This is a genomic window from Sporosarcina luteola (assembly GCF_023715535.1).
In the GTDB taxonomy this organism is placed as follows: Bacteria; Bacillota; Bacilli; order Bacillales_A; family Planococcaceae; genus Sporosarcina; species Sporosarcina luteola_B.
The window spans coordinates 1-13,966 of the sequence record NZ_JAMBOI010000011.1 but is presented as its reverse complement, the minus strand read 5'-3'; the positions used below and the strand labels follow the sequence as shown (position 1 = coordinate 13,966).

Sequence of the window (13,966 nt, the reverse complement as noted above, 5' to 3'; positions counted from 1 at the left end):
TTCTCTCCTATTTATTACTCCGCAACTTCGACAGCAGCCGCAAAATCTCAAAATACAGCCACACTAGCGTCACCATCAGACCGAACGCGCCATACCACTCCATATACTTGGGTGCGTGCTGCTCCGCTCCTTTTTCGATGAAATCAAAATCGAGCACAAGATTCAATGCCGCAACAACAACGATTGCGACCGAAATCAGAATGCCGACAAGCCCCGTTTCATGAATGAACGGAACTTCCATGCCGAAGAAGCGGAGAACGAAATCGGCCAAGTACACAAAGAAAATGGCCCCTGTCGCAGCGACGACTCCCAACTTGAAGTTCTCAGTCACCTTGATGAACCCCGACCGGTACGCGAGCAACAGTGACAACAGAGTCCCGAGCGTCAACAGAATCGCCTGCGTCGTGATCCCCTCAAACTGGGATTCGAACATCGCTGAAATCCCGCCGATCGCCAAGCCTTCCAAAAGCGCATAAAGCGGAGCTGTGTACGGTGCCACTTTTTTCACGAAAATCGTAATAAGCGCAACGACAAACCCGCCACCGAGGCCAATCCAGACGAGCGCCTGAATATCGTTCCCTGCAAAATACTGATGCCACGTGAAAACGGCAGTCGCACATAGCAATAAAAACAGGATGAACGTCTTGTTCACAGTCCCTTGAATGGTCATCGACATCCCATCGTCTGCCCGCAACCCCTTAAACGTATCTTCCCCTAAACTCGGATTCGCTGATCTCATCATGCATCCCCTTTCTGTGTATACAAAATTGATTAGTAGTTGAGTATACGGGGGAGGGGCGTTATAGTTTCAGGCCATCCGAATAATGATTAGATTTGACTAAGTCAATCGTCACGGGATATTTGCGGCAACTCATTCACACGAACGTAATTTCAACCTCGCCAATTGCCGAATACGTGACTTTATACGTTCCTTCCTTTGCAACGAGCGGCGAAATGAACGTCCCCGAAGAGATGACCATGCCTTTCCGCAGCACTATATCTTTCTTCGCTAGTTTCCCAGACAGCCAAGCGACAGAGGAAACGGGATTGCCGAGTACGGCTGAAGAAAACCCTTCGCTAATCTTTTCACCGTCATGAAACAGCTCCATTTCAACGTTTTCAAATTGGTTGAATGTCAACGGTTCAATCGGGTCGGATAAAACGACAAGTCCAGTCGCGGTATTATCGCAAAGCAAGTCCGCTAAAGAGAAATTCGGGAACCAGTCGATATAACGGGCATCCGGAATTTCGATGCCTGCACAAACTTTGCTTTTCCGAATGATTTCCTCTTCACTAGCATTCGGTGACAAATCTTCCTGCAAAATAAACATGATTTCCGGTTCAATCAACGGATCAAATAATGAGGAAAGCTCAATCGTATCTCCGCTATATTGAATATGTGTTGAAAGCAGCGTGCCGTATGCCGGTTCATCCGTGTTGGCGATTGCTTGCGTTTCAGCACTCGTCATACTGATTTTATAGCCGGCAATTTCAGCGTTATGTAAGTCGATTTTTCTCTTAATGAGTTCTTCCTGCACGAAATAAGCGGTCTCTTCGTCCAACTTATAATCATGGCGGATAAATCCAATTGGCTGCTTTGTTTCGTGTGCGTTATATATCTTACTCAATTTCATCCATTTTAATCATCGGAAAAACACCCCGTTTCGAATTGTGTAAAAGTAAATGTACTATATATTTAGATTTTAGTAAAGGTAACGATAATTCAATGTGTTATAGAAGACCACCTAAACCGTGCCTTCTGTTATAATTGGAACGATTTATAATGCAACTAGAGGAGAACAACATATGCATACATTGAAACAACAATGGTTCGGGAATATCCGGGCCGATATATTAGCAGGAATCGTCGTAGGACTAGCGCTCATTCCTGAAGCGTTAGCCTTTGCGTTCATCGTAGGAGTGGACCCGCGTGTCGCACTCTACGCTTCATTTACAATCGCTGTCATCACTTCATTTGTCGGCGGCCGTCCGGGTCTCATTTCCGCGGCAACCGGCGCGATGGCATTAGTCCTCGTCAACTTGATGGCGGATCATGGCTTGCAGTACGTGCTGGCAGCAACCGTGTTAACCGGGATCATTCAATTAATTCTCGGGGGGGTCGGGGTTGCGAATCTGATGCGCTTCATCCCGAACTCAGTCATGCTCGGCTTCGTAAATGCGCTCGGCATCATGATCTTCATGACCCAATTGCCATACTTGCGAGGGCATGACACAATGACCTTTATTTTTGCAATCGCGACACTGGTATTGGTTTACGCGGTTCCGCGTTTTATTAAAGCAATCCCCGCACCACTCATTGCGATTGTCGTCATGACGGGCATTGCACTTATAAGCGGTGTATCGCTGCAAACAATCGGCGATTTAGGAAGGATGCCAAGTTCACTGCCGACGTTTTTTCTTCCGGATATTCCAATGAATTTGGAAACGTTGAAGATCATCTTCCCGTATTCATTGGCGTTAGCGATTGTCGGTCTACTCGAATCATTGCTCACTTCCCAAGTGCTCGATGATATGACGGATACGCCGAGCGATAAAAATCGGGAGGCGCGCGGACAAGGGGGCGCGAACTTCTTGACAGGCTTTTTCGGTGGAATGGCAGGGTGCGCGTTGATCGGGCAATCGATCATCAATATCAAATCAGGCGGGCGAGGACGTCTATCGACATTTACAGCGGGCGTCTTCCTCATGTTTCTGATCATTGTGTTGGGCGATATCGTCGTCAAAATTCCGATGCCCGTGCTTGCAGGCGTCATGATCATGGTCGCTGCAACAACGTTCAACTGGGGCTCGTTCAAGTTCCTAAAGCAAGCGCCGAAAACGGAATCAATCGTCATGCTCATCACCGTCGCAATCATTCTGTACACCCATAATCTTGCGATCGGCGTTGTCATTGGCGTCGTTTTAAGCTCATTATTTTTTGTCTCCAAAATATCTCGGGTGACTGTGACGAACGACGCGGGTATATACAAGGTGAAAGGACCGCTGTTTTTCGCATCCACGACAAAGTTCATCGAGTCATTCAAGGATGTACAGGAAAAAGAAATCATTATCGATTTTAGAGATAGCCAGCTATGGGACGAATCTTCTGTCGGTGCAATCAGTAAAGTGAAGGGGAAGCTTGAGGAAGAAGGTGTGGCGGTAACCATCCGCGGGCTGAATTCTTCAAGTGAACAACTGTATGAAAAGTTATTATAGGGGAGGAATGTTTATGAAAATTGCTGTAGCCATCGACGGATCGGAAAACGCGCTGCGCGCCGCAAAACATGCCATTACGCTCGCCCAGCACTTCCCGGAAGCACAATTGGAGTTCATCTTTGTAGCGGACTATAATAAGGCGAAAGACGAGCGTCTCTTATCGCAAAGTGAAGAGAGCCTCCTGCTGAAACGAAAGCAGAAAGTCGATCCAGTTTTGGAGCTGGCACGTAATGCCGGCGTGATAGCGAAATTGACAATGCTAAAAGGCGATCCGAGCTTGGAAATCATAAAATACGTAAACGCCGAATCCATTGACCAACTCATCATCGGCAGCCGAGGCCTAAGCACCTTCCAAGAAATGATCCTCGGCAGCGTCAGCCACAAAGTAATGAAACACGTCAACTGCCCAGTAACCGTAGTAAAGTAGGTGCCTGTGCATCACACTATTCAGTTAATACACTACAATTGCATAAAATATTTTAAGAAGCCAGCTATGTGAACGAACAGCTGGCTTCTTTTTGTATGAATATACTTTTTATCGAATAGTCATAAATGTGTGGCGCACAGGCACCCGATCAATTCTGACAATACACTACAATTGCATAAAGTAAAGGACGAAGCTGACCGTTTCAATACCCTGGTGGCTTCTTTTGGTATTTATATAAATTTTAATGAATAGTCATAAATGTGTGTTGCACAGGCACCTGATTTGAGTCTTTTTAGTTGCTTGTTCCCTACTTGTGTATTAATATTTAGTTAAGAAACAATTAGATGTCTAACTATATGAATGACGATGTGACAGGGAGCTATCCAACAATTAGGAATGTGTTCATTCTAATCATTAAGGAGAGGGTTAGCATGAGATTACAAGGAAAAGTGGCTATCATTACAGGAAGCGCATCAGGGATCGGCAGGGGAATCGCGCTTGCCATGGCGAAGGAAGGCGCACATATTGCAGTTATTGATATTAATGAAGAAAAAGGGCAAGAGACGTTAAAAGAATTGACCGAGCTTACGGAAAGCATGCTGTTCATTAAAGACATTTCAAAGCCTAAAAACGTTACTGAAATTGTACAAGCTGTCGTAGCGAAGTTCGGTAAGTTGGACATCCTTGTGAATAACGCACATGCATCCCGACAAGCGTTATTCGCGGAGACGACGATGGATATGATTGACTTGTCTTTCGGGACAGGCTTTTATCCGACATTCCATTTCATGCAAGCTGCTTATCCTGAGTTGAAGAAGACAAAGGGGAAAGTGATCAACTTCGCATCAGGCGCAGGTTTGGATGGCCAGCCGACACAAGCATCTTACGCAGCAGCGAAAGAAGCGATCCGCGCGATTTCACGTGTGGCGGCGAATGAGTGGGGTCCGGAAGGCATCAATGTGAACCTGATTTCACCGATCGCTTTGACACCAGGCGTGGAAGCGTGGGCTCAAAGTGCGCCGGATATGTATGAAGCGATGATCAACCGCATTCCATTGCGCCGTCTAGGCGATCCGGAAGGTGATATCGGCCGTACAGCTGTGTTTTTGGCGAGCGACGATGCGGACTACATTACAGGACAAACAATTATGGTTGACGGCGGTTCTATTAAATTACGCTAAGGAGATGCTCAACATGGGTAAATTAGACGGAAAAGTAGCGATTGTAACAGGTGGAGCTTCTGGTATCGGAGAAGGAATGGTCGATCTGTTCCAATCGGAGGGCGCGATTGTCATTGCAGCGGATATTAACGAAGTAGCAATACAACAAGCGAGTGAAAAGAAAAATGTGCATGGCATGAAGTTGAATGTAGCGTCCGACGAAGAGTGGGCTGCGTTCGCAAAAGAAGTGAAAGAAACATTTGGCCGCATTGATATTCTTGTGAACAACGCAGGGATTTCCTCTGAGAAAGCGTATATGGAAATCGGCATGGATGATTGGCAAAAAATGATGGCAATTAACAGCTTCGGTCCTTTTGCAGGAATGAAGCATATAGCGCCAATCATGGCTGAACAAAAGAGCGGTTCAATCGTTAATATTTCATCGTACACGGCGCAAATCGGACAAGGGTTCAACCATTACTCCGCATCCAAAGGGGCTGTCCGCGCAATTTCAAAGGCAGCTGCGACAACATTCGGGCGTCAAGGCGTGCGTGTAAATGCGCTATTCCCTGGAATTATTGAAACACCAATGACGCAAAACCTAAGCGCATCTAAAGAGTTGCTTGACCAACTCGTTCGCGCAACACCTTTGCAACGTCTTGGCAAGCCGGCTGATATCGCCAATGCAGCGCTCTTCTTGGCAAGTGATGACTCTTCTTATATTACAGGCGCAGAAATTGTCATCGACGGCGGCTTCTCTGCACAGTAATTGAATAAGGGAATTTTGAAAGAACCTAAATCATCGAATTTAGGTTCTTTTTCTATAACAGGGGCCGTATATGATAAAATGGTATTGCTTATTTAGAAAGTAGGAGAAAAAATGAAGGAAGAAACAATCTTTGACATCATACACAATATGGACAAGTTCACGAACAACTTGATCATTCAATGGAATAAATTATTCAATGAAGATTTGGGTGTATCCCATATACTCCTTCTCGGCCATCTAGCGTCCAATGGGAAAAGCCGGCCTTCTGATATCGCGAAAGTACTTGGACTGACCCCTCCCACTGTTACTCATTTAACAGAGAAACTTGTGAAAAAGGAACTTGCCGTCCGCTCTACTGATGAAGAAGACAGACGTATTGTTTACTTGACGATTACAGAAGCGGGGAATGAAATTTTACAACGAGCAAACCTCGAAGGCCAAGCATTGAGAAAAAATCTATTTGAAAAGCTAACATTCGAAGAGCAACAGCAAATGCTCCGTATTTATGAGAAGTTGAATGAGTGAGGTTGTTTTTTTGGTGCCTGTGCAGCACACTATTCAGTAAATACACTACAATTGCATAAATGAAATATGAGAAGCTAACCAAATTAACGATGAGGTGGCTTCTTTTTGTATTACTATACTTTTTGTTGAATAGTCATAAATGTGTATCGCACAGGCACCCAATCAATTCTGACAATACACTACAATTGCATAAAATAAATGAAGAAGCCAACAGTTGCAACATTGAGTCGGCATTTATTAGTATTTTTATTACATATCTTGAATTGTCATAAATGTGTGTCACACAGGCACCCAATAAAATGCATACCAATTGATGTCTGAATGTTGGTATAATTAATGCAGCGAAAGTGTTAGGAGAGGATATGGATGGGGCAAGAATGGTTTGAATATGACCGCAACCGATTTAACCTCTCTGAATATCTAGTTGCAGACATGTTTCTTCTATCCTATATTTTCATTTTCATCCTAGGGAAAACAGGTTCGGCGATTCCGTATATCTGGCTTCTTATCTCAATAGAAGGCGGTGTTGTGTCCTATTTTATATTTTATTCCCGCGAGTATTCAGTAGGACTCGGTGTTGGACTAGCAGCAGGTGTAACGGTGCCCTTGTTTCTATTCGGAGCACCGTTGTTGAATACATTGATTTTTTTCGTATACGTGTACTGGAGAATTCAAGCTAACTTTAGCGGGTCTCGAATTCATGGCTGGCCATTTATAACTGTTGGTAACACAGCGGTTTTCGTCTCTTCCTGCTTCCTGGCAAGACTGCTTTTTGTCAATGATCATCATGAGGAATTACTGCAACAACAGCTAATTCTCTACTTGCTAACCTCATTCCTGTTTTATTTTATTCGCTTGGTCACAATAGTGATAAATAGTAGGCGGTTAGGCAATTTTCAAGTAAGGGAAGCTGGAAAAGTTTTCAGCGTCATCGTTGGGTTAGGTGCCACTGCCTTATTCATTGTGCTGATTGGGCTGGAACCTGTGAGGGCACTAGTTATCAAGATAACGGGCTTTCTATTTGGCGGGGTATTCATGATCTTCTTAAAAGGAATCGATCCGCTAATGGAGTTCTTTAGAAAAGGTGCCGAAAGAATCAACGACGACAACACTGTAGAAAGTGGGTTTCGTTTCTTCGATTTCGAAGAACGGGAAGCCACTTCCTCCATATTTGAATACTCGTTGCTCGTATTTGTTGTAGTTGTTCTTATAATGTTGACTGTCGCTCTGATTGTGCTGAATAACAACAAACGATTTAATGACAGACAGGAAGCTTACTTCTTTTCATTTAAAGGAAAAAGGGAACGTGAAAAAGAGCAAGGAAAGATGTTGTATGATTACTCAATAGCCAGAGATGAAGTGAGAAAATCTTTCGAACAATTCGAGAAGGAAGCGCAAAAGTATAAACTGCATCGGTATCATGAGGAGACAGTCATGGAGTGGTTTTCACGCAATGGTTGGGAGAATGAAAATATCTTGTCGGTGTACAATGCTGTTCGATACGGCTCGCATACGCCTTCTGAGAGTGAGCAAAACAATTTTGTCAGTGGACTGACAAGCATTAAGAAAAGTTTTTTCGTAAAGAAAGTTTGAGGAATTTGTAAGACGGATTAGTAGAAGAGATGATAAGTAAATGAATCGGGGGGATCGCCATGAAGCTGGAACGTTTGCGTCAGTCATTTGAAGAGCTTGCAAGATTTACAGATGACGGGGAGGGCATCAATCGGCTGGCCTACACCGAGACCGAGCGGAATGCACGGGACTTCCTGATGAAGCAGCTAGAACTTGCGGGGCTGACAGTGCGGATCGACTATGCAGGAAATGTCATTGCCCGGCGGGAGGGACGTTCTCCTGACCTGCCGGCTGTCGCGACTGGCTCGCATATCGACTCCGTCTATGCGGCGGGCGAATTTGACGGGACGGCGGGTGTCCTTGTTGCACTTGAAGTCATGCGTTCCTTGGCGGATGAAGGCGTCGAGACAGAGCACCCGCTTGAAGTCATCATCTTTGCTTGCGAGGAATCTGCACGCTTCGGGGCATCGACGCTTGGAAGCAAAGCAATGACTGGCCGGCTAGATCCTGCGTATACGAGGTCGTTGACTGACAAAAACGGTATTACGCTAATGCGGACCTTTGAAGAAAACGGTCTAGATTTGGACGAGGTACATTTGGCGGAGCGCTTTCGGGATGAAATCAAAGCATTTGTCGAGCTCCACATCGAACAAGGCCCTGTACTCGAAAAGCAGGAGGCGGCAATCGGCATAGTGTCTGCTATTGCTGCTCCAATCCGTTTTCATGTGCATGTTGGCGGCACAGCTGACCATTCCGGCACTACGCCGATGGATTACCGTCATGATGCTTTACTAGGAGGCGCGGAAATCGCACTTGCCGTCGAGAAGGCAGCACTCGCCGAGCTTGCGTACGGTACAGTCGGCACAGTCGGTGTCTTCTCCATAGAGCCAGGTGCTATGAATGTAGTGCCTGGTGCCGCGGATCTCTACGTCGATATTCGTGGCACGAACCTTGAGTCACGCCAGCGTGTCGTCGATGCCCTCGCTACAGCGGTGAACGACACCGCGAAAAAACGAGGCCTGAACATTTGGATGGACGAGATGTCCCGTGAGGAACCTGTTCAGATGGACAGCAAAATCGTAGCCGAATTAACAGCAATCTGCGAAGAAAAAGGAGTGACTTGTCTCAAAATGCCAAGCGGCGCAGGGCACGACTCCATGAATATGGCATCGCTTTGTCCGACTGGCATGATTTTCGTCCCATCGCAGGATGGCATCAGCCATAACCCGGCCGAATATACGTCAATGGAACAGCTGATGGTTGGAGCGAAAGTATTGCGCTCCTTCATGTTGAGACAAGCGAACGTTCTCTGAAAAACGAATTGTTTGGGAATTGTTTGAGTGCCTGTGCAGCACACTATTCAGTAAATACACTACAATTGCATAAAACAAATGAAGAAGCCAACCAAATGGAATGCCGGTTGACTTCTTCTCGTATTTATATACTATTTATTGAATTGTCATAAATGTGTGATACACAGGCACCTGAATCAAGCCTTTTCGGCGATAGTGAAGGTTTGTAGATGTTTGGAACTAAGTCTAAAAGAAGTAACTTTTTTCTTCCACTGCTTGACTACATCAACGTGGTCATCGTAATGGTAAAGATAGAAATTCATTTCTTTTTTCCTTCTTTTTATGTTAATGACATATGGAATCACAGCAGTCTCTGGATATAGAAACAATTTTTCAGTACCTGGGAATATGTGATTTCTCTTTACGTATTGAGCTTCATTATAAAATTCACTAAATCGATTTTTTTCTTCCTTTTCTAAGTGTGTTCCGTTAAATGTGATAGTTATATCTTTCGGGTCAAGTTTTGGATGAGTTGTAAATTTATTCAAAAACCATCCTACAAGTGCGCTTGTGGGACTCGTTATAAATATAATAAATGCTCCGATCACTATAGCAATAATCGTCCATATCATTTCCTATCAACTCCGTTATCTGTAGGTGCTTGTTGTATGTTTTATCGTAACAGATTGGTTTGATATTGTGTTTGACAAATTAGTAACTTTTGTAACTAACCAAGTAAAAATTGAAAATGTTACTCGTTCAAAACTAGATGATAGGAAAGGCAGGAACGGTTATGATATTGTGGTTTCGGCAATTACCACAGCCAAGACTGGATTTGACAGAATGGAAACCTTTCATTGAAAATGCATGGTTTCGAAAGCATTATATGAAGTTTGTTTATCTGCTAATGGCTGCTTTTTTTCTTGGGCCATATTGGTTCTTCAAAGGAAGTTTTACTCATATGACAAACTTCCCCATACTTTTCATCGTTATGTTGGTTTTTGTTAGTCACGAAGCCCTTCATATACTTGTCATAAACAAGAAAGGCGATATGAGCTTAACGTTCAAAGGAATCTATTTTTGGCTCAATACAAATGCAGTACTTTCTAAAAAGAGATTTTGGATCTTTATGAGCTTGCCTTTTATCGTATTAACGATTATCCCAGCTATTACGTCGTTCTATGTATCGGGCGATTTCAAAGCACTCATTTTATTTGTCAGCTGGTTTAATTTAATAATTTCTGCTTCCGATATAGTTAATTCATTTTTGATTTTAATAAAACCAAATAGTTCTGTGTTTTGCAGGGGGTACTACCGAATAAAAGTAAATCATTGAGTTGTTGATATTTCGGTGCACACTATTCAACTGCCTATAGGATTCGGCCCTTTTTATTTGCGAGCTATACAAATTCGCCCAATAATAAAGCTACCAATTGTTATGCTTCGTCCTCTATTGGTTTTCAGTCTTTACACCTATTTTATAAATATAGTCGTTTACACATAGGAACGGTTGTGACTCGTATTCGTATAAAAGATAGATCAAGCAAAGGGGTGTGTGAGATGAAGCATAACAACAATAAATTCGCACTGGCGTTGATTGGTTGTCTAATGCTAGCTGCATGTAGTGATAAGCCGGAGCCAGAAGTAAAGTCGGAGGTCACAGTAGCAGCAGATGAAGGCGAAACAAAGCCGGTCGCCGCCGATGAGCAAATTCCAAAAGCGGCACGCGCAGTCGAGGATATGATTACCCAACCTGCCGGCAAGTTAGTGGAAGCGCATATGGACCCCGAAATCGAAGCGGCAAGGACTGTCAATTGGGTTTATTATCATCGGTTCTATGAAGATACGTTCAAAGGGATTATGGAGAAAGAGTTGCCTACATATTTTGAGGAGCATCCGGATTTGAGCGCGGACGAGATATATGATTATCTTGTCTATCAATTGGGTTCGGGGCAATATTCGACATTCTATGACCTGTTAACGGCATATGCACATGGATATGTCATGCCGGAGTTGCCGGAAGGCGAGGATGAAATTGAGATTGCCAAGAGACAACAGACAAATGTCGTCATCTTGATGGATGCGAGCGGAAGCATGAAGGCGGAAATTGGTGGCGAGTCGCGTATGTCTCTTGCGAAGCAGGCAATCGAGGATTTCACTAGCCAGTTGCCAGAAGATGTCAACGTCTCCCTATTTGCGTACGGCCATAAAGGTGCAGGGACGGCGGCGGATAAACAACTTTCTTGCAGTTCCATTGACGAACTTTACCCGCTCGGTGCGTATAGCGCGGATTCATTCCGAAAAGCAATGGATTCTTTCGAGGCAAGCGGTTGGACGCCATTAGCCGGTGCGATGGAAATGGCGCATGAGTACCTTTCCTCATATGACAAAGAGGAGTACAGGAATATCGTCTATATCGTAAGTGATGGCGTTGAGACGTGTGACGGAAATCCTGTTGCCGCTGCGAAACAGCTGCATGACAGCGAGATCGAGGCGAAGGTGAATATTATCGGCTTCGACGTCGATGATGAAGGGCAAAATCAGCTGAAAACAGTGGCGGAAGCTGGCGGTGGTGAATATGCGACAGTGCGAAACCCGTCCGAGTTTGAAGGAGTTCTCATTAAGAAATGGAAGCCGAGCATGATGCAAGTGATGAACCAGCAAGGTGTCAAGCTCCATGAGTTGGTTCATCAAAAGGAAGCGCTCATTGCAATCCATGATCCACTCACAAATCTATCTGACAGAGAGACGGTGCGAATCTCAAATGCAGTCGCTGAATTGAAGAAAAAGAAGATCATTGACGATGAAATAGCGAACGAGGTAATAGAGATCGCAAAGGAAATGGGCGAGATGAGATCAGTACATTTCAGTGAAATAATAGAGCGGAAAAGTGAAGAAGCGAGACAGGCGAAGGAAGAGATCGACGCGAAGGTGGAAGCGTGGAAAGAAAAGTGGTCTGCAGAATTAAAGAAGGATGAATAAGTTAGTATAAAATGGCGGCATCTGTGGGATTGGAATTAACACAGATGTCGCCATTTAGTATTAGAAGGATTGATATGTTTGTTCTGCGTATCGTTTAAAATTATCCAAAATAGCTTGCCAACCTTGTCGTTGAAATTCGACTGGATTTTCAGTTTCAGCCTCAAATGTTTCAATGACCTCAGTCTCGTTTCCTTGACCTGTAAAGGTGATGTTGACTTTTCTTCCATCTCCCATTGTATAAGAAATCTTCTCATGTAATTTCACTTCATCGTAGACTCCACCAAAATCAAAACCCATGCTACCATCTTTTGCTTCCATTCTTGAAACGAATTTCCCACCGACTCTAAGATCATTCTCAGCAAATGGTGTGTGCCAATCATCCGATGGACTGTTCCATTTTTTTATATGATTTGGATCTGTCCAATAATCCCAAACCTTTTCCACTGGTGCCTGAACAGTTGCTTCTACTGTAAGTTCCTCAAATGCTCCCACGTTTCTCCACCTCATAATTTGAATTTGCCTTCGTTACCTATAATTAACTCCCTCCATTATATTAAACCTATAAAGGAAAGACTATTCAAACAATGAGTTGATTGATGAGTGTAGGAGAACAGGAGAAGTGGTTCTTCTTATTGAATTAAATAAGTAATGTGGATTAGAAGGGAGAAGGGAGGAACAATGAAAAAACGTCTGGTTTCTTACTACTATGTATATTAATACTACTAACTTCGTGTGGTGCAAGAACATCGACGACTTCTTTCTTAAAAGTTACCGAAAAAGGACATTCGGACAATTATGCTTTCTGCAGTGCAGGAAGATCAGATACAGGTGCAATAATTACAGGCTATGTTAAAGATGATGGGGATTTTTTATAGTTTGTGAAGTGTTACACTTAAACTAACGGAGCATTTAGTTGAACAAAAAGAGTAGATGGGAATAATAAGGAGGGAATAAATGACCAAAGATAAAAAAGGAAGGAAAAAAGTACACCGTAAAGTAATACATGGGACGACACCTGAAGAAAGATTTCAAGAAATACACGGGATGACAATAGAGGAATGGACCGAACAACAATTCAAAGCTAAAACTGGAATGACACCCGATGAATGGTATATAAAACAGGTTAAAACTACAACACCTTTTAATTTTATTAAAGAACGCTATGGTACTGTTTCCGAGGATGATATAGAGCTTGTTAAGGATTTGCAGTTATTGGGATTAAAAGATGGCGTAATAAATGTATTACTTGATTATGTTGAAATTTTTAGTAGAATCGGAATGGTTCACCCGTTGGTAAGAGAAATGGGTAAAAATTGGCATAAGGAAAATATATTGACTGTTGAAAAGGCTATTGTCTTTGTTAGGGAAGAACATAAGAAGTACAAAGAGTTATCAGAGAAGTAGTTATTAGTAGGGTGTCCCTACTTGGAAAATTCTTCTTCAACTTACGGGTAGCTTTACTTGAAGAACGTTGAGCTGCTGGGGGCTCATTTCTTATTGAACTAACGGTACAGTTAAGTTTAAGTGTGTTGTATGACTTGTTTTCAACAATCCGAAAAAATGAATGGGGGAGTTTGATGCAATTTATCAAGAAATATGGCTTTTTAATACTACCAATGATTTTCATGTTAATAGGTTTTCTGACATTAAAGTTTAGTGTGGATTTTGGCTCAAGGGCAGCATATGCTTATTTTAAATCTAAGGGGACGTATGGCATAAATTTGGCGGAATTTAATACAATCCAGTCCAAATATATGATATCGCACATGATTATAGGTGGAATTTTATTTTCGCTAGGAACGATTTTTCTTTTTTTCTCCGTATATAAACTTTCTAAAAAATAGCTAGAGATTCAACAATCGGGTGCGAATGTTAAAGCTTCACTTTCTTCTTCAACTAAACCAGCTAATAGTTTGTCAACAATTTTCAATGAAACATGAAATACTTCTTGTTATACTTAAAAAAGGGTATATCAAATAACCTTCCTCAATAGAGTTGGAAGGCATTGGTTTATTTAGTTATT

At 43.1% G+C, this 13,966-nt stretch carries 14 protein-coding genes; 10 read left to right on the top strand and 4 right to left on the bottom strand.

From position 1 onward, the window contains the following. Window positions 1–7 precede the first annotated feature (7 nt). Together M3191_RS14995 and M3191_RS14990 are read right to left on the bottom strand one after the other, a co-directional pair. Window positions 8–739: a Bax inhibitor-1/YccA family protein gene (locus M3191_RS14995; RefSeq protein ID WP_251701188.1), complete on the bottom strand. Its 732-nt coding sequence runs from the start codon at window positions 737–739 to the stop codon at window positions 8–10. A 136-nt stretch (window positions 740–875) separates the two neighbouring features. Further along, window positions 876–1,628 carry a 2-keto-4-pentenoate hydratase gene (locus M3191_RS14990; RefSeq protein WP_435368169.1) on the bottom strand — a complete coding sequence of 251 codons (753 nt, stop codon included), beginning with the start codon at window positions 1,626–1,628 and terminating at the stop codon, window positions 876–878. A 178-nt stretch (window positions 1,629–1,806) separates the two neighbouring features. Here M3191_RS14990 and M3191_RS14985 point away from each other — a divergent pair, with 178 nt between their 5' ends. From M3191_RS14985 to M3191_RS14955, 7 genes are all read left to right on the top strand, one after another. Continuing rightward, on the top strand, window positions 1,807–3,216 hold the full coding sequence (locus M3191_RS14985; RefSeq protein ID WP_251701186.1) for a SulP family inorganic anion transporter: 1,410 nt from the start codon (window positions 1,807–1,809) through the stop codon (window positions 3,214–3,216). Between the two features lie 13 nt (window positions 3,217–3,229). Then, window positions 3,230–3,643, top strand: coding sequence for a universal stress protein (locus M3191_RS14980; RefSeq protein ID WP_251701185.1), 414 nt, complete (start codon window positions 3,230–3,232; stop codon window positions 3,641–3,643). Between the two features lie 431 nt (window positions 3,644–4,074). Beyond that, on the top strand, window positions 4,075–4,824 hold the full coding sequence (locus M3191_RS14975) for an SDR family NAD(P)-dependent oxidoreductase (protein ID WP_251701184.1): 750 nt from the start codon (window positions 4,075–4,077) through the stop codon (window positions 4,822–4,824). A 13-nt stretch (window positions 4,825–4,837) separates the two neighbouring features. Next, complete coding sequence (locus M3191_RS14970) at window positions 4,838–5,572, top strand: SDR family NAD(P)-dependent oxidoreductase (RefSeq protein WP_251701183.1); 735 nt, start codon at window positions 4,838–4,840, stop codon at window positions 5,570–5,572. A 111-nt stretch (window positions 5,573–5,683) separates the two neighbouring features. Then, complete coding sequence (locus tag M3191_RS14965) at window positions 5,684–6,097, top strand: MarR family winged helix-turn-helix transcriptional regulator (RefSeq protein ID WP_251701182.1); 414 nt, start codon at window positions 5,684–5,686, stop codon at window positions 6,095–6,097. Window positions 6,098–6,463: 366 nt separating this feature from the next. Continuing rightward, window positions 6,464–7,690: a hypothetical protein gene (locus tag M3191_RS14960; RefSeq protein ID WP_251701181.1), complete on the top strand. Its 1,227-nt coding sequence runs from the start codon at window positions 6,464–6,466 to the stop codon at window positions 7,688–7,690. A 59-nt stretch (window positions 7,691–7,749) separates the two neighbouring features. Further along, window positions 7,750–8,982, top strand: coding sequence for a Zn-dependent hydrolase (locus tag M3191_RS14955; RefSeq protein WP_251701180.1), 1,233 nt, complete (start codon window positions 7,750–7,752; stop codon window positions 8,980–8,982). A 176-nt stretch (window positions 8,983–9,158) separates the two neighbouring features. Here M3191_RS14955 and M3191_RS14950 read toward each other — a convergent pair whose 3' ends face one another. Further along, window positions 9,159–9,593 carry a YfmQ family protein gene (locus tag M3191_RS14950; RefSeq protein ID WP_251701179.1) on the bottom strand — a complete coding sequence of 145 codons (435 nt, stop codon included), beginning with the start codon at window positions 9,591–9,593 and terminating at the stop codon, window positions 9,159–9,161. A gap of 161 nt (window positions 9,594–9,754) precedes the next feature. Here M3191_RS14950 and M3191_RS14945 point away from each other — a divergent pair, with 161 nt between their 5' ends. After that, window positions 9,755–10,297, top strand: coding sequence for a DUF3267 domain-containing protein (locus M3191_RS14945; protein ID WP_251701178.1), 543 nt, complete (start codon window positions 9,755–9,757; stop codon window positions 10,295–10,297). 224 nt (window positions 10,298–10,521) lie between these two features. Continuing rightward, entirely contained in the window at window positions 10,522–11,943 is a 1,422-nt protein-coding gene (locus tag M3191_RS14940) for a vWA domain-containing protein (protein WP_251701177.1), read from the top strand. Between the two features lie 60 nt (window positions 11,944–12,003). Here the strand turns inward: M3191_RS14940 and M3191_RS14935 are convergent, their stop codons facing one another. Continuing rightward, a complete protein-coding gene (locus tag M3191_RS14935) occupies window positions 12,004–12,435 on the bottom strand; it encodes an SRPBCC family protein (RefSeq protein ID WP_251701176.1) in 432 nt (143 codons plus the stop codon). A 462-nt stretch (window positions 12,436–12,897) separates the two neighbouring features. Between M3191_RS14935 and M3191_RS14930 the strand changes: the two genes are divergently transcribed. Beyond that, window positions 12,898–13,347, top strand: coding sequence for a DnaD domain protein (locus tag M3191_RS14930; RefSeq protein WP_251701175.1), 450 nt, complete (start codon window positions 12,898–12,900; stop codon window positions 13,345–13,347). The last annotated feature ends 619 nt before the right edge of the window (window positions 13,348–13,966 follow it).

Bases quoted from the DNA above. Each gene is read 5' to 3' on its own strand.
- M3191_RS14995 (WP_251701188.1), bottom strand. From the start codon at position 739: ATGAGATCAGCGAATCCGAGTTTAGGGGAAGATACGTTTAAGGGGTTG.
- M3191_RS14985 (WP_251701186.1), top strand. From the start codon at position 1,807: ATGCATACATTGAAACAACAATGGTTCGGGAATATCCGGGCCGATATA.
- M3191_RS14980 (WP_251701185.1), top strand. From the start codon at position 3,230: ATGAAAATTGCTGTAGCCATCGACGGATCGGAAAACGCGCTGCGCGCC.
- M3191_RS14975 (WP_251701184.1), top strand. From the start codon at position 4,075: ATGAGATTACAAGGAAAAGTGGCTATCATTACAGGAAGCGCATCAGGG.
- M3191_RS14970 (WP_251701183.1), top strand. From the start codon at position 4,838: ATGGGTAAATTAGACGGAAAAGTAGCGATTGTAACAGGTGGAGCTTCT.
- M3191_RS14965 (WP_251701182.1), top strand. From the start codon at position 5,684: ATGAAGGAAGAAACAATCTTTGACATCATACACAATATGGACAAGTTC.
- M3191_RS14960 (WP_251701181.1), top strand. From the start codon at position 6,464: ATGGGGCAAGAATGGTTTGAATATGACCGCAACCGATTTAACCTCTCT.
- M3191_RS14955 (WP_251701180.1), top strand. From the start codon at position 7,750: ATGAAGCTGGAACGTTTGCGTCAGTCATTTGAAGAGCTTGCAAGATTT.
- M3191_RS14950 (WP_251701179.1), bottom strand. From the start codon at position 9,593: ATGATATGGACGATTATTGCTATAGTGATCGGAGCATTTATTATATTT.
- M3191_RS14945 (WP_251701178.1), top strand. From the start codon at position 9,755: ATGATATTGTGGTTTCGGCAATTACCACAGCCAAGACTGGATTTGACA.
- M3191_RS14940 (WP_251701177.1), top strand. From the start codon at position 10,522: ATGAAGCATAACAACAATAAATTCGCACTGGCGTTGATTGGTTGTCTA.
- M3191_RS14930 (WP_251701175.1), top strand. From the start codon at position 12,898: ATGACCAAAGATAAAAAAGGAAGGAAAAAAGTACACCGTAAAGTAATA.